A 16,516-nucleotide genomic window follows, 5' to 3' on the forward strand; every position below is an offset into this window, starting at 1 on the left:
TTTGAATAAAATTATTCACTTTTTTAGTATTTATAAACACGATTATATCGTGCACGATACAAATATAAAGTAAACCTCAGATTCTGGATGCAGGTTTAGAATAGGTTTAACGTTTGAAGGGGGAAGGCTCCTTATGCCTTAAATGAATGAAGACATAAGCCAGTATCTTATGCTGAATGGAATACAGAAGACATGTTTAAAATAAAAAATCTCTATCCCAGATCAGAATTATCATTCTTGAAATGGGATAGAGATTTCAGACAATTTAAAGTCTTTATAGTATTAAAGTTGTGCTACAAATTCTGAAAACACTTTTTTATGTAATTCCAGGTCAAGGTCTGGAGATACTGAAACACGGGCAATATAATCCTTATCGTCTTCTTTAGTAGTTCCCTGGGTAGAAGTTGCCGGTATGGTCCAGTAACATCCTTTTAACTGACCATAGCTCACACAGTATTTACTTTCATTGGGTATCTGGGTGATCATCATTTTGATCAATTTATGGTTCAGCTCTCGTTTATAAGTTTCTCTTTCCTCAGGAGTATTTCCTCTAGTGGGAAGATCTAAAGAAAATACCGAAGGAGTGAATCCCTGTTTTGCCAGTTCTTCAGAAACAAAATTGATCTTAGCTTCGGGTAATTTGTTTTCTATAAAGGTCACAAATTCGCGAGTATTCTTATAGGCATCTTTGATCCTCTGATTCATAGAAGGCAACTGCTCAGCTAAAATTTCAACCTGCAATGCTGTAGCTTCATTATCACAGAGATGCAAATGCTTTTCGATATTATCTAATAAATTTTCAGCTTTTTGATTGGCGACACAATAGCCGGCTGTACATCTTCCGCCACTTGGGAATTTTGATCCACTCACGTAAGAAATAGTTTTGATCGTAGAGAGTATTCCATCTTCACCACAAAATTGCACGTTAGGGCAGAAGGTTTGATCCAGTATAAAAACCGGATCGATAGCGGTATCACCAGATTCAGTTTTACGAACCTTACTTAGAGCATCCCTTAATTTTTCCAGATCTGGAACTTCTACTCTGGGATTAGTTGGGATCTCTGCAATGATATAAGGCACTGCATCTTCTTTAGCCACTTGCTCCAGAACTTTATCTGTGCTTTGCACCATATCGTTGTTACCATCTACAGGTAGGTCAAGGATATCTACATTTTCTAGACATGCAGCCACCCGTCTGGCCTGATCGTTGGTCCCGCCATAACAGTTTGGAGGAACTATAATTTTAATTTTCCTGCCTTTATATTTTTCCAGAGCCTCTTCAATAAGCCCCATCATAATTCCGTATTGCACTGATAATCCGCAGGAACCTAAAAGAACTTTTGAGCTAGTAGCAGTAATTGCCTGAACCGATTCTACAACCTTAGTTTTATTGGTGGTAAAATCGGAATTATTGCGGGTTGAAGACTTTCCTGTTAACTGTTTTAAAGTAGCATAACAATCAGCCGGAGTCATAGCGATAGTTTCCCTTCTTCTTACGTGCTGGATCTCTGAAATATAATCTTCATTTTTGTCGCCATTAACTATCAAAACACTTCCAGATTCTCCTTGAAGACTTATATGGAAATCAATTTTCGAGTTAAGAGCAAGGTCGGTAAGATCATCATTCTGGGATATGTATATGGTACTTCCATTAAATTCAGGAAGATCCTCAGTTTTATCAACTTTCTTCAGGTCAAAATTATAACCGTAAACTAGCTTCAATGCTTCAAAATCAAAGCAGCCTGGTAATTCCTTGCTATATAAAATCTGAGTGTCTTTTTTTTCGAATAAATTCTTGCGAAGCACGGCCATCACAGGAATAGTTTGTGAAGAAAAACTTATCACATTTTCAGCCTTTAGATCATTCAGTTTCGCAATTCCCCATTCCAGAACTGTTGATAATGGGTGGCCTAATCGAATATAATCATAAGCAGTAGGCAGTTCGCTTAGTGAAGTTTTATCAGAATTATTTTTCTTATATAAGTTTTCAAATTGCTTAAGGAACTCTGTCTTAGCCAATTCTTCATTGTATATATCCAGTCTGTGGGTGGTAAGTTTAAGCCAGTCTTGTGGCGTATTTGCGATTACCTCCTCTAAATAATTAGTCACTTTAGGCACTTTCATCATTTCAATTTTTATCGGTGGGGAATATAATTGAAATGGCTTATTTTAGAAAGAAGTATTGGTTTAAATAATAGTTTCGATCTGAATTTTAATTCGGAAAATCACATATAGAAATAACCTGATAACGCTCGTTTAATATAAAAATGATCTAATTTTTCACTTATATTTTTCTATATGAGATATTCTTTAACAGTTAAAAAATTCGAACGGTCTTCAGTAAGGATTAGCAAAATATCATTCTCTTCTATCAGGGTTTCTCCTTTCGGGGTAATAAAATTATTGTCTCTGGTGATCATGGCGATAATTGCACCGGTTGGTATTTTAAGGTCAACGATCCTTTTTCCTATAGCAATACTGCTGGCAGGTATTTCTATTTCCTGAAGATGTGATTTACTTTCATCCATCAGAATTTTATCTACAGGAGATAATTTTTTTTCTGAACTGGGTAGAGAAACTTTAAACCAGTCTGCCACGGCGGCAAGGCTAGTACCTTGAATAATTACCGAAGTAAGAGATACAAAGAAAACAATATTAAAGATAAGGTTGGCTTTTTCAATTCCCGCGATAAGCGGGTAAGTAGCAAACACGATGGGTACTGCACCTCTAAGACCTACCCAGGAAATATATAATCGCCTTTTAAGCTTCATTCTGAAAAAGCTCAAGCTTAAAAATACAGCTATTGGCCGGGCTACAAAAATTAGAACTGCTGCAACTGCAATACCTATTCCTATTACTGGGAAAACCTGGGATGGAAACACTAATAATCCTAAAGTTAGGAAAAGTACAATCTGCATTAGCCAGGCCAGACCATCAAACATTTTAATAATAGTATTCTTATGTATAAGATTTTGATTCCCTAGATAAACACCACATAGATATACGGCCAGAAATCCATTTCCCCCAAGAAAATCTGTAGCCGAAAAGGTTATAAACATCAGGGAAATCACTAAAACTGGATATAATCCCTCAAAACCTAGTTTAATACGATTGATGGTTAGTTTACTTAGATATCCAAATCCAAATCCGGCTATGCCACCAATGATTATTTGCATAAAAAATAAGGGTACTATGCTCCATATAGAATCCCCGGGATTCATCACCAGGCTTAAAAAAGCTATGGTAAGGAAATAGGCCATGGGATCATTACTACCACTTTCTAATTCAAGGGTAGGCCTCAATTTAGATCTTAGCGCGAGATTTTTAGACCGAAGAATAGAAAATACTGCGGCAGCATCTGTAGAAGAAATTATCGCACCCAATAACATACCTTCCATAATAGTAAAATCTGTAATATACCAGGCAAAGGTGCCAATACATAATGCTGTTATGAGTACTCCCAGGGTTGAGAGTGAAATTCCCTGCCAAACCACTGGTTTGATGCTATTCCAACGCGTATCCAGTCCACCTGAAAACAGGATGAAATTAAGGGCAACGATACCTATAAACTGAGCGATCTTAGGTTCATCAAAATAAATCCCCCCTATACCCTCTGATCCAGCAAGCATACCCACTGCTAGAAATAATAGTAATGTGGGAACTCCAAATCTATAGGATGTCTTACCAGCAAGAATACTAATGAATAAAAGTATAGATCCAATTAGTAAAATATTTTCAATAGTAATATCCATTAGTAGTGCGAGTGAATTTTTGAGTAAAAGTATTATTAAATAAGCAACTCAAAATAATTATTCAATTTAAATTTGAATCATAACTATTCAAATTTGCACTATTCTCCTGATTTTAGAGCTTAAGATTAGTTTGAAAGAGTTGCGTTAAAAACATCCCCATTTTAGTATCTATTCTTTCTTTGGTGAAATAACTTGAATTAGATCAAAGCTTGAATCCTGGTGATGGGCCCTGAATCATTGGAATTTAGCCAGTATTCCTTTTAATTGCCCCGCTATAGGTCTGAGTATTTTTGAAATCTAAATCATAGACGATCTGGCAATGATACTATCGATATAGAAAATACAGTCTTTCATCGCATTCATTAGTTTCAGATGATTAAGATCCATTGTAGACCTGCCGGCTGTTTTTTGTTAAGTCAATGAAATAATATATGATTTGCTCTTAGTTCAGGCAGAAGGCTTCAGGTATATAAGTTTTAATTTGGTCGAATGTTCTTCTTCATATTTTATCTGGATCTTATAACAGTTTTTTCTCTCTTCCGGGTAAAACTCACCAGATTCAACATCAAAACCGCCTTCAGTAGTAAATGAAATACTATGAATATCATTTGCCTTTATTTTATCTAACAGCACTAATTCCTCACCCGAAAGCCTAAATTTTTCCTTTAAATGATCAATGGTGTCATGATGTTTTTCCTGAGAATTTATCATTTTTTAGTTTTTTATTTATAAAATCTACTGCGATTTAGAAGTGCTTTTTTCTTTTTTCCGTTCCTCTGAAATAAGCTGATGATCATTCTTTAATCCTACAATATGAATGATATTTGTAAGCGTAGTGTAAAGCATGAGTACTACGGTGATCATTATTCCGCTTAGAATTGATGAAAACACCAGACTGGCCCAGTAAACTGCAGAATACCATTCCATAGGAACATTATCTGCTTTTGTAATGGGGATATTGAATAGTTGAAACATAATCAAGGCTCCTACCAGTAAAATGGTATCGAGTTTTGCGATATCCAGTACCTGGTAATAATGATCATTTTTTAGTCTTGATTCTGTTCCAGTGCTTATACCAAGTAAGGTGAGCAACAGGGTTAGAATTGTCGCCGATGCAAGGATAATGGTATTGCATAACATGTTTATTCCCTGGTGGGAAGAAAGTATTAACTGTTTTGCCTCGTATCCGGAGACCTGTCCTAAAAGGAAAACTCCCAGTCCCGTAAATAAAGTGGCGACAATACCTCCATAAATTGCTTTTTTATTTTCTGTAAAAAAGTTATTCATAAGAAATTTTAAGTTTTTATTTTATTCATCTGTGAAAGGGACATGTCCACTCCTCTTCAGTAGCTTTTCCACTATACTGTCTCGCTTCACTGCGCTCTCCAAAATCCTGTAGCACGGGGTTTATTGAACCCTGAAGGTTTTTGTCCCGCTCTCTTATTTTATCCCGAACATTATGATAAACACCCATTTCGCGTAATTTTTCGAATTGATGATGAAGATTAAAGGCTATGGAAGGATAGGGGCTTTTTCTGGCAATTCTGGAGCTTTCAGGATGCATCCCCACGATGTAAAAAGCCCTTCCTCCAAGGCTGAAACTAAAATTTTCATTTTCAGGATCATTGCTGACTTCGGCATCCCAGGTTTTGTTATCTGCTCTGGCCAGATCTGAAAGTTGTTTCCATAGAAGAAGTTCAAATTCATCTTCGCAAGTAATCTCCGAATCCGGAAAAACAGCAATCAATGTCTGGAAATCATTAGAGGTGAAATCATAATTTTCTATGTAGTGATTAATATCCTTGAGAAGTTTCCTTACATTATTAACATTACCAAGTTCTCCGTAATTATTTATTCTAAAAGCTTTTTGAGAAAAGACTGTTTGCGCCATGATACAGGGATGATCTTCCTGAAGTATCCAATTCTTAAAACGTTTTTCTATTTCCATTTTCATAGTAATTTTCAATTTTTGATTTTACATAAAGGGTGCTTCGGGCTGGAAGCATTTACTTATAAGTTCTTTTGAAGGCGAATTTTTCTTTTCGATCCTGGTAGAGGTTTCTAACCAGTTAATTAGATCATGCTTATGAAAAGCGTGAAGCCAGTTCTCCATAACCCATCTTCCCCATTTTTTATAAAATATCCCGGCATTTGTAATTATTGAATCCAGTTGATGTACAGGAGGACTGTAAACAGGATGTTGCTGATGATAAACTGTAGCTTCAGATAATAGGAACCTGTAATTACCTTTCTGTTTTAGAGTGAGTGAAAAGTCGGTGTCCTCAGCCCCGTAGCCGGTATAATTCTCATCAAAACCTTCTAACACTAGAAATAAAGGTTTTGGGATATAAAAGCATAAACTCCAGAACAACATCCAGTCTGCCGAAATTTCCATTCCGTTAACAACAGGCCTGTGCGGATGATTAATACTGAGATTTTTCAATTCCTCTTCCTTCACATCATAAGAAATTTTCTCAGTGAGATATCTGGGATTTCCCATGATGAGTGTTCCATGAATACATCCCTGCAGAAAAATCTGTTCGAAGAAACCGGAAGAAGGAATACAATCTACATCCAGGAAAACCAGGTGTTCATTAGAAGCTGCTATGGCTCCAGTATTACGGGCTTTCGCGATTGGCAAATGACCTCCTTCAGATTTTAAGTGGACGATTTTTATTGGCAGAGTATCAAAGTCAACTATAGCCGGTAGTTCGTCAATAGCTACGATAATGATCTCATCAGGGATATAACTACTCCTCGAAACCCCTTTTAACAGGTTTCTCAGATGATGCTCCCGCCCCTTGACAATAGTTATAAGTGACAGTTTATCTTTGCAATTCATAAATCGATTTTTCTTTTTTCTTTCTGAATAATTCCGGAATACCTGGATAGGCCTGACGCTCATCCTTCACTAATTGCTTAAAAAGCTTCAGGTTTTTATCAATTTCATTTTCAATAGGAATTCTCTTGCAATTCAATATTTCCTGATCGGTTAACCATGAAAGCTGATCCAGCTCCAGGACCAGCCCTTTTCTATGAAGCATTTCGGCCATAGCTTCCTGCTCCTCAAAAGGACGATGTTCTGGTATAGCGACATAAGGAATTTGTAGCTGTAATAATTCTGACACCGTATTCAACCCACAATTGGCCACAACCAGGGCACGATTATGTATTTCGGTTTCAGGATCATTTATAAAACCTTTATAATCTAACCTATCGTTCTCCAGTGTCTCATTGTATTCGCCGAGAAGCGCGATTTGAGCTTCCGTAAATCTTTCCAGTAGAAATGGAATTGAATTTTGTAAATTTTCATTTCCTCCTTTTCCGCTAAGCACTGTGATCTTATCAATTTTTGCTTTAGCCTTTTCAATATTAGTTCTGAAAATTTTCCTGGACAGGAATCCCAGGTAAATGGTCTTTTTCCTCAGCCATTGGGGAGTAGAGGGGATTTCAAAACTCTCAGGAAAATAGGCAAGCGTGAAAACCGCTCCCTTAAAAGCTTCCAGATGAGCCAAATCATTTCTTTCTCCCGGGAGCCTTACGTAAGCATAGGGTATTGAGGAGGCTCGTGAAAGCGCAGCGATCTCTGCACTTACATCAACTATTAATAAATCGATCTCCATTTCCACAATGCATTGAAGCAACTGTAGACTTCTTTTCTTTATGGAATTTTGTCCTACAGGACTATAATGTAAATATCCCGGCGGCGAGATCTGGTTTTGATGAAAAACTGAACCATCAGGATTTTCATCAGCAAGTTTGATGAGCTTACTTTTTCCTGAGAAATCATACTTATAACTGGTGAAAATTGCCATCTCTTTCTTAAAGATTCCAGAGAATATTTCGGCATAATTACAATGGCCACTTCCGTGCTGATGTGCGTAATATCCTATCATGAGATTTGCAATTTTATACCTGGATTATCAAAACACATTTCATTATAAAGCTGCTCGTAACCATCAACCATCACAGAAACATCGCAAAAATTTACCGCACGTTTTCTGCAGTCGACACGGCTGATTCCTGTGATCTGTTGAATAGCTTTTACGAATAAATTATCTTTAAAAGCGGGAACAATTATTCCGCAGTTATCGGTAATAATTTCTGGTGCTGCACCAAGGTTCCATGCAATTACAGGAGTCCCGCTGGCAAGAGATTCAGCGATAACGAGTCCGTAAGGTTCTTCCCAGACACTGGTAAATAATGTAGCCGAAGATTTACCGATTATCCTGTTTAACTCCTCTTGTTTTAAATGACCAGCATATTCAACATTTTTGTTCGTGAGATAGGGTTCAAAATATTCCTTATAATAATTTTTCTCGCTAACAGGTCCCGCCAGCACTATTTTCTTATTGGCTTTCAGAGCAAATTGAATTGCTTTATGAGGCGCTTTTTCTTTGCAAATTCTGCCAATCCAACAAACCTGAGATTGGTTTGCCCGCTCATAAAAGTTCCAGTTTTTTATTTCTATCCCGTTATGAACCACGCGATAGTCTGAAATGTATTCTGCATAGGTACTGCCAAGCTTTGCACTCACAGTGGTGAATCTTTGTTTATAAGGTTTTTTTATAGCAGTGAGACCACGGTGAATATCTTCAAAAACAGGGGTGTGAAAGGAACTAAGCATATTTTTGCCAGCCGTTTCACCCCAAATTAATGGCAGATGATGCATACTATGATTATGTAGAATATCATAATCTGATTCATTAATTTTAGATAATGCGAGGGAATACATCAGGTTATCAATGAAATCACCTGCAATTTCCCCTTTATTCACCTTCTCCTCTAAAGAATCCCAGTTTACAGAACTATGGTTTAACGGAATGATATTTAACCCGGGATCAGATCCGCTTAAAGCAAAAAGATCTACTTCATGCCCTTTTTGCTGAAGTTTTTCTGCCAGCAAATGCGTGATCATTTCCAGGCCTCCTGCATAAGGCTGGGCTATTGGAAATTTATTATGAGCCAGTAATGCGATTTTCATAAGTAGCGTTTTTGATGGTTACTTTTTTCTCATCAGGTTTGTACTCATGAAAAATGTACAAACTTGAAATCAGGAATAAACTAAAGAGGATAAAGCAGCAGCCCGCAAGTAGATCTTTATCCTGGTAACTAAGCAATGCGGTTAAACTTACCAGGATTAAAGGTATCCCAAGGGGAATGCTGGAGAGGCTTGATACGGCCTTGAATTTACTTGTTCTAACGAATTTCTGAGAACCGGATACCAATGCAGGCCAGAAGGCAAACGCCATTTCAAAAGAAAGTGCCAGATGAATAAAAAAGGCCCTTAAATCAGAATCAAAACTTTCCTTGTTCGTAGACTTAACCAGCAGGATGAACTTTCCGATTATAAAAATTCCGAACTGTAGCGATATGAAAAGGGGAATTAGATCATAATCTTTTTCTTTCTGAATAAATGATAAGATGATATAAAGGAGACAGGAAACAATAGGAATAGCCAGGAGATTGATCCAAGCGATCAATTGCATGAAAGCTGAAAACTTACATCGTCCAGACATTCTCATTTTTATAAGATCCAGAATGCATTGGGCATTCCCGTAAACCCAACGGTTTCTTTGTTTTTTGAGATCTTCAATAGTACCTGGGATAACACCTCTGCCTATACATTTATTTGAAAACCTTGTTTTGAAGTTTTCGCGCAAAAGATCGAGACCCAGGCGTGCATCTTCAGTTAAAGATCGCTCCGGCCAGCCTCCAACCTTTTGCAGGGCCTCTAATTTGATAAAAGAAAGGGTGCCGGTTGGCAGCGTGGAAAAACTCTTATTCCCTCCATTGGCATAAGAAGTAAAGAAGTGTTCCAGTTCTTTTAAAATCCCTCTTTTTGACCGATGGGAAACATAAAATTGTGGAAATTGTACCAGTGCAAAATCTTTCTTTATTGATTCATTTATGGCAGTTGAAATACAATCTGGTTCAACCAGGTAATCTGCATCTATGGTAAAAATATACCTGGTCTCACAATGAATTATTTTCAGGCATCTGTTCAGAGCACCAGCCTTAAAACCTGATAATTTTTCAATATGTTCAAACTTTATCTTATCAGGATAACTCTTGCAAAAGCTCTCTACAGGTTTCCACAGCTTTTCAAATTTGGTATTATTATCTAGAACAATAATTTCATAGTTCGGGTAGGTAATCGCCAAAGCATTTTTTAGAGTATTAATGACCATTTCTGGGGGTTCGTTACAAATAGCTATATGAATAGACACGAATGGAAATTCATCGGTATCATTATTCATATTATGTATATCTTCTACCTTTCTACTGTACAGGATTCTCAATACAGCGAGCCCCAGCATTAGCAGTGTTATTAACATCAAAAAAATATACAACAGCGCAGGAACCACCAGGCTGTAATAAAGAGCCAATCCAAATCCTATTAACCCGAAAATGATTTGCTGTTTGTTTATGAGTACCTTCATTTTCAACTGAATTTTTTTTAAAGGTCTTTTTTTTCATTGCGGACTTAGTGCGATTCTCCGAAGAGCCTTGACGATTTTCATGTCGTTAGGAAAGGTTTAACGCTAATTGCTAAATATTTAATTGAATCTGTTAATAAATTAGTCCCTCCAATGATCAAACTGAATTTTTAAGATGAATAAAATTGCTATTCAAAGTATAGCTGCACAGGATGTTATTATTAAATTATCTGAGGCTTTCGGTAGTAAATGGAAAGAGTATTATGGAGAGTATTCTATAGAATTACCCTCTTCAGAAGGTAGTGGGGCAATCTCAGGCATCAACTTTCCTAATGGTGTAGGGTTATTTAAATTCAAGCTAAAACTTAAGGAAGAGTGTTGTCTGGATTTCTGTTCTAAACAGATACATCCGTTTAAATTCATGTATGTTATAGAAGGTAGCCTTCAGCATCAGTTCAGGGATGAAGAACTCACTCATAAAATTGAAGATGGACAGTCGGTTATACTGGGAGCGAATTATAAAAGTGGAAATAAGATCTTTTTTCCTTCAGATGAAGAAATAAATCTCATCATTCTTGATGTGGACCGAAAGAAATTCGTAGATCAGTTAACTTTTCCACTTGAAGAAATGGATGAAATTTATCATGAAATTTTCGCTGATACCAACGCAATAAGAACATTGTATCACCATACACAGTATAGCTTGAAAATGGCTCATCTGGTGAATGAATTGGGATCTTTTGAAACTATCGGCTTAGAGAGAACAAGTTTTCATGGAGCTAAAGCATTAGAATTATTAACCTATATGCTCATGTTATATAAAGATGATTCTAAAAATGTAGAGCAACAAAGTATTTTAAGACAGAATGATCTTAAAAAGATTAAAAATGTAGTACGCCTTATAGATAAGAATATTGAGGAAGTAGGCAATGTTAGTTCATTGGCGGCAGATGCAGGTATTAGTGAGGCTAAGCTGCAGGAAGGCTTTCAGATCTTATTTAACAATACGGTACATGGATATATTCAGGAGCGCAGACTGGAATATGCAATGTTATTATTATTGAAAACTAATAAAACTATTAGTGAAATTGTGTATGCTATAGGATTGAATAGTAGAAGTCACTTTTCCAAAATTTTTAAAGAAAAATATGGAGAGCCTCCAAAAGCGATTCGTTTAAATAAAAAAACCTGAAAGACGTTTTATGACATTTTCGGTTTAAGTTAGATCTTTCCGGCTACTCTGTAATAGAATATTTTTAAGTAACTTGAGAGTATCTCAAAGGACAAAGTAAGAGCAGAAGTCGTGGTAGGGTTGAAGAATGATGTTCAAACTATTTTAGATCTGTTGCTCCGGATATGAATATCATTATCGCTATTAATAACATTTCTAATGCTTACACGGCGGTATTCAGTCTTTATTAATTGACCTTCTTTTTATTGGTTTGTTTTTCTATTTTTCAACTCAGAAATATTGAACCCTTGTTATTGCTGCGTAAAATTGCGAGGTACAAAAAAGGTAAGTTGCAAATACCAACGAATCGAGGTTATGGTAATCTTGCAATTGCATTGCATTTATTTATTTCTACTTTTGCTTTATGAAATTTTTAGCGGTCATATTTTCTATATATTTCCTTGGATTAACTTTTGTGCCATGTGAGGACGAGGTTATCCTGGAAGATGATGCTATAGAATTTCACCAGGTTGATAATTCGCATTCTTCTAATGCTTTTGCAGATGATTGCAGTCCTTTCTGCCAGTGTCATTGTTGTCACGTTCATATCACTAATTTTGAAAACAGTGATACAGAAATGATCTGTCTTGAAATTTCAACAGAACTCCCAGAAAAAATTTACTATCTGGGAGATGATTTTCCTCAATCCTTTTTCCAGCCTCCCCGGGTTTAATTCAGTTCACAGGATAACTATGTCTTGACGGGATCTTCCCGCAGGGCTTATTACATATATTACTGAATTAAACATAGAATTCATGATTAATAAAATCATTGATTTTTCGATCAATAATAAATTTATTATTGGGCTATTTACCCTGGTCTTAATTGGTACAGGTATCTGGAGTATGACACAAGTACCCGTCGATGCACAGCCCGATATTACCAATAACCAGGTACAGGTGATCACACAGGCGCCTAATCTTGGGACAGAAGACATTGAACAATTTGTAACCTACCCGGTAGAAATTGCTATGAGTAATCTACCGGGAGTAAAGGAGATTCGGTCTGTTTCTCGTTTCGGCCTATCGGTGGTCACGATAGTTTTTGAGGATGATATGGGAACGTATCTTCCCCGGCAACTTGTAGGCGAAAAACTGGACCAGGTTAAGGATGAGATTCCTGAAGGTTTTGGACAGCCATCCATGGGACCAATATCTACCGGACTTGGTGAAATCTACCAGTATACTCTCGAAGTTGAAGATGCTTATAAAGATGAATATTCTCCCACAGAATTACGCAGTATACAGGACTGGATAGTACGTCGGCAGATGGCCATGGTGCCCGGGGTGGTTGAAGTGAATGGCGTAGGAGGAAAGATTAAACAGTACGAAGTTGCGATAGATCCCGATGAACTTCGAGCAATTGGGCTTAGTATATCCGATGTTTTTTCAGCCCTGGAAATGAATAATCAAAATACAGGAGGCGCTTATATTGCTAAAAATCATCAGGCGAATTTTATTCGTGGTGAAGGCCTGGCCCGAAATGTTGAGGATCTGAAAAAAATTGTCATAGCCAATTCAGCAGGAATTCCAATTACAGTAAACGATGTGGCAGATGTGCGAATTGGGAGTGCGGTTAGATATGGAGCCTTAACCAAGAATGGAGAAGGTGAAACTGTTGGGGGAATGGTCATGATGCTTAAAGGAGCGAATTCCAATGAGGTAATAGAAAATGTAAAGGAACGAATCATACAGATCCAGAAATCACTTCCTGAAGGAATTTCTATAAAACCTTTCTTAGATCGAAGCGAATTGATCGCTGAAACAACTTCCACCGTAAAACGAAACCTGCTTGAAGGTGGGCTTATCGTCATCTTTGTCCTGGTATTATTGCTGGGAAACTGGCGAGGAGGGCTTATAGTCGCATCTACAATTCCGTTATCACTACTTTTCGCTTTTATTTTGATGAATTTATTTGATGTATGGGCTAACCTCATGAGCCTGGGAGCCATTGATTTCGGTATCATCGTAGATGGTGCGGTAATTATTGTAGAAAGCACAGTATTTATTCTTCATCAAAAGATACTTAAAGGAAAAACAATAGATCAGGAAGAAAAAGATCGGATCGCAGGCTCTTCAGCCAAAAAAATGATGAATTCAGCCTTCTTCGGTCAATTGATCATTCTAATTGTCTTTTTACCCATTCTTGCACTGGAGGGGGTAGAAGGAAAGATGTTCCAGCCTATGGCGCTTACTTTTATTTTCGCCATGCTTGGTGCCATGATACTCTGCCTTACCTATGTGCCGATGATCTCTTCTTTATTTCTGAAAGAGGCTAAAAATAAGAAAAGGTCCTGGGGAGATAAATTTGTTGAATGGCTGCAAAATAAATATGAGCCCCTTCTTAAAAAGTCTCTAAAAAGAGGAAAACTTATTTTAGGCCTAGCTATTCTTTTGTTTGGAATTGCCGCCTTTCTGTTTTCCAAAATGGGCGGGGAATTCATTCCACAATTAGACGAAGGTGATATCGCTTACCATGTAATTCTGCAACCAGGAAGCTCCCTGGAAGAGGGAATTCAAACCTCCACTAAAATTGAAAAATTGCTTCTCGAAGAGTTTCCTGAAATTAATCAGGTAGTGACCAGGTTTGGAGTCTCAGATGTTCCAACAGATCCTATGCCTATGGATATAGGGGACAGTTTTATCATTTTAAAAGATAAAACTGAATGGACTTCAGCAGAAAGTAAAGATGAGTTAATTTCTAAAATCAAGGAAGCCATCAGTATATTTCCGGGAGTGAGTTATGAATTCACTCAACCTGTAGAAATGAGGTTCAATGAATTGCTTACCGGAGTTCGGGAAGATATTGCCGTAAAATTATATGGAGATGATCTTGATTTACTGGCTTCTAAAGCTCAGGAAATTGGGCAACTTATAGGAAATATTGATGGAGTAGCAGATATGAAGGTAGAGGCCACCGCCGGTCTTCCACAGATCACGGTGAATTATGACCGGAATAAAATAGCACAGTACGGTCTGCAAATCGAGGAATTGAATTCACTAATCCAGTCGGCTTTTGCTGGTGGTAAGGCCGGAGTGATCTTCGAGGGAGAAAGGCGTTTTGATCTGGTTGTTCGCTTAAAACCTGAAGAACGTACAGGCATTGAAAACATTCAGAATTTATACGTGAGTCTTCCTTCAGGAACACAAATACCTTTAAAAGAAGTTGCGAATATTAGTTATCAGTCTGGTCCCATGCAGATAAGCCGGGACAATACTAACAGACGTACCTATGTGGGAGTGAATATCAGGAACCGAGATGTTAAGTCGGTGGTGGGAGATATACAGGATAAACTGAATGCCGAACTGGAACTGCCCGCTGGATATTATATTAGATATGGCGGGGCTTTCGAGAATTTTGAACGAGCCAGGAAAAGACTTCAGGTTGTTGTACCAATTGCGTTACTACTCATTTTTATACTCATCTATTTGGCCTTGAAATCTTTTAAACAAACCAGCATGATCTATATAGCCATTCCCCTTGCTGCAATTGGAGGTATTTATTCACTCTGGTTAAGAGATATGCCATTCAGTATTTCAGCGGGTGTTGGATTTATAGTACTCTTTGGAGTTGCAGTACTTAACGGACTGGTATTGATAAGTGGATTTAATGAACTTAAAGAAGGAGGAGTAAATGATATTAATGAGCGTATCGCTTTGGGAACCAAACGGAGGATACGACCCATAATGCTCACGGCGTTGACTGATGTGCTCGGATTTTTACCTATGGCGATCTCGAATTCTGCTGGTGCAGAAGTACAAAGACCTCTGGCCACGGTGGTCATTGGAGGGCTGTTAACCTCCACATTTTTAACCTTATTCATATTGCCAATTCTTTACCGATGGGTAGAAACCAGAAAATCAGGAAAATTGATGAATAGAAAGACAATTGTGAGTTTAAGTGTTTTTGCAGGGATCATCTTGAATATAAATTCCCTGCACGCACAGGAGCAAATCGGTGAGATTATAGATCAGGAAGAGGCAGTGGAAATAGCACTGAAAAATTATCCTTTATTAAAAAATGAAGAACGCAAGATCGAGAAAGAGGAAGCCCTGAAAGGCACTGCCTGGGACTTTGGCAGAACCACTGTTTTTACCGGAGGGGAGGAATTGAATGGCGATAGAGGAATCTATACAAAGGTAGGTTTTCAACAGCAGCAAATAGACCTGCTGGGGATCCCTTCAAAGACCAGGTTACATAAAAAGCGTGTGGAACTGGCTTCAGCATCGTATGAACTTTCAAAACTGGAAGTTAGCCGAGAAGTTAAGAAAGCATGGACCAGAGCATTTTCTGCAAAAAGGAAATTACAGCTTTATGATAAGCTAGACTCTCTATATAGTAGATTAGAGAATGCTGTATCGTTGAGATATGAAACAGAGGCGATTTCTAAACTTGAGATGCTGGCTTCAAAAAATCGTATTCAGGAGATCACGATCCAGAAAAACCAGGTAGTTTATGATTATGAGATCGCTATTGAAAAGCTAAATCTCTGGATGGGAGTGGAAAAATATTCCGTTCCAGAAAATTTTGAATTAGCTTTTGTTCCTGAAAAGGCAATTAAAGAGAGATTTGAGAATCATCCAGCTTTAAGAGTTTCAGAAAAGCATAGAAGCGTTGCAGAAGCCAGGTTGAAAGCTGAAAGAGCAGATTTTTTACCAAGTCTAAACCTTCAGTATGGTATTCAGGAGGTAAACGGAAATGATGGTTTTTACAGTTACCAGGCTGGGATCTCCATTCCTATATTTTCTGGGAAAGAACATGCCGAGGCTAAATCAGCAAAAATAGAGAAGCAAATAGCCGAAGAAAATTATCAATTCAGAAAAGATGAGATTGAAGTTAATTACAAAACGGCGTTTCAGGAATATAATAAATGGAAGTCTTCCTGGGATTTTTATCGTGATGAAGTGGTACCCCTGCTTGAAGAACAAAGAATGGGAACACTACTGGCATTTAATGAAGGAGCTATCGGCTATACAGAAATGATCCAGAACCTGGATGCTACTGTACAATCTGAATTAAAGGCTATTGAAGCTTATAAAAATTACCAGTTTGCCCTGGCAGAAATTGAATATTACCTAAATACAAAATAACAA

The 16,516-nt window shown here is 37.4% G+C and carries 12 protein-coding genes; 3 read left to right on the forward strand and 9 right to left on the reverse strand.

The genetic code is table 11. The features are described 5' to 3' along the window. Positions 1-282 precede the first annotated feature (282 nt). The 9 genes from G530_RS0109070 to G530_RS0109110 form a co-directional block, all read right to left on the reverse strand. The gene (locus tag G530_RS0109070; protein WP_026934232.1) at positions 283-2,124 is read right to left on the reverse strand and encodes a PLP-dependent aminotransferase family protein; all 1,842 of its coding nucleotides are present in this window, start codon (positions 2,122-2,124) and stop codon (positions 283-285) included. A 170-nt stretch (positions 2,125-2,294) separates the two neighbouring features. Then, positions 2,295-3,752, reverse strand: coding sequence for a potassium/proton antiporter (locus tag G530_RS0109075; protein WP_026934233.1), 1,458 nt, complete (start codon positions 3,750-3,752; stop codon positions 2,295-2,297). A 447-nt stretch (positions 3,753-4,199) separates the two neighbouring features. Beyond that, complete coding sequence (locus G530_RS0109080; protein WP_026934234.1) at positions 4,200-4,463, reverse strand: hypothetical protein; 264 nt, start codon at positions 4,461-4,463, stop codon at positions 4,200-4,202. 24 nt (positions 4,464-4,487) lie between these two features. Then, positions 4,488-5,039 (reverse strand): hypothetical protein, encoded by a 552-nt coding sequence (locus tag G530_RS0109085; RefSeq protein WP_026934235.1) that lies wholly within the window; start codon positions 5,037-5,039, stop codon positions 4,488-4,490. Positions 5,040-5,064: 25 nt separating this feature from the next. Next, positions 5,065-5,706: a guanitoxin biosynthesis heme-dependent pre-guanitoxin N-hydroxylase GntA gene (gene gntA, locus G530_RS0109090; RefSeq protein ID WP_026934236.1), complete on the reverse strand. Its 642-nt coding sequence runs from the start codon at positions 5,704-5,706 to the stop codon at positions 5,065-5,067. Between the two features lie 21 nt (positions 5,707-5,727). Next, on the reverse strand, positions 5,728-6,594 hold the full coding sequence (locus G530_RS16740) for a glycosyltransferase family 2 protein (RefSeq protein ID WP_051199744.1): 867 nt from the start codon (positions 6,592-6,594) through the stop codon (positions 5,728-5,730). Continuing rightward, on the reverse strand, positions 6,578-7,648 hold the full coding sequence (locus tag G530_RS0109100; RefSeq protein ID WP_026934237.1) for a glycosyltransferase: 1,071 nt from the start codon (positions 7,646-7,648) through the stop codon (positions 6,578-6,580). Before G530_RS0109100 ends, G530_RS16740 begins: the two co-directional genes overlap by 17 nt. Beyond that, a complete protein-coding gene (locus G530_RS0109105) occupies positions 7,645-8,736 on the reverse strand; it encodes a glycosyltransferase (protein WP_026934238.1) in 1,092 nt (363 codons plus the stop codon). Before G530_RS0109105 ends, G530_RS0109100 begins: the two co-directional genes overlap by 4 nt. Beyond that, positions 8,711-10,195, reverse strand: a complete 1,485-nt coding sequence (locus G530_RS0109110) for a glycosyltransferase family 2 protein (protein WP_026934239.1) — start codon at positions 10,193-10,195, stop codon at positions 8,711-8,713. Before G530_RS0109110 ends, G530_RS0109105 begins: the two co-directional genes overlap by 26 nt. 172 nt (positions 10,196-10,367) lie before the next feature. Here G530_RS0109110 and G530_RS0109115 point away from each other — a divergent pair, with 172 nt between their 5' ends. The 3 genes from G530_RS0109115 to G530_RS0109130 all read left to right on the forward strand — a co-directional run bounded on the left by G530_RS0109115 (position 10,368) and on the right by G530_RS0109130 (position 16,513). Continuing rightward, positions 10,368-11,384: a helix-turn-helix domain-containing protein gene (locus G530_RS0109115; protein WP_026934240.1), complete on the forward strand. Its 1,017-nt coding sequence runs from the start codon at positions 10,368-10,370 to the stop codon at positions 11,382-11,384. A gap of 403 nt (positions 11,385-11,787) precedes the next feature. Next, complete coding sequence (locus G530_RS17330) at positions 11,788-12,096, forward strand: DUF6660 family protein (RefSeq protein ID WP_051199745.1); 309 nt, start codon at positions 11,788-11,790, stop codon at positions 12,094-12,096. An 82-nt stretch (positions 12,097-12,178) separates the two neighbouring features. Further along, positions 12,179-16,513: a CusA/CzcA family heavy metal efflux RND transporter gene (locus G530_RS0109130; RefSeq protein WP_026934241.1), complete on the forward strand. Its 4,335-nt coding sequence runs from the start codon at positions 12,179-12,181 to the stop codon at positions 16,511-16,513. The last annotated feature ends 3 nt before the right edge of the window (positions 16,514-16,516 follow it).

The sequence above is a fragment of the Christiangramia echinicola DSM 19838 genome (assembly GCF_000423065.1).
Classification (GTDB): domain Bacteria; phylum Bacteroidota; class Bacteroidia; order Flavobacteriales; family Flavobacteriaceae; genus Christiangramia; species Christiangramia echinicola.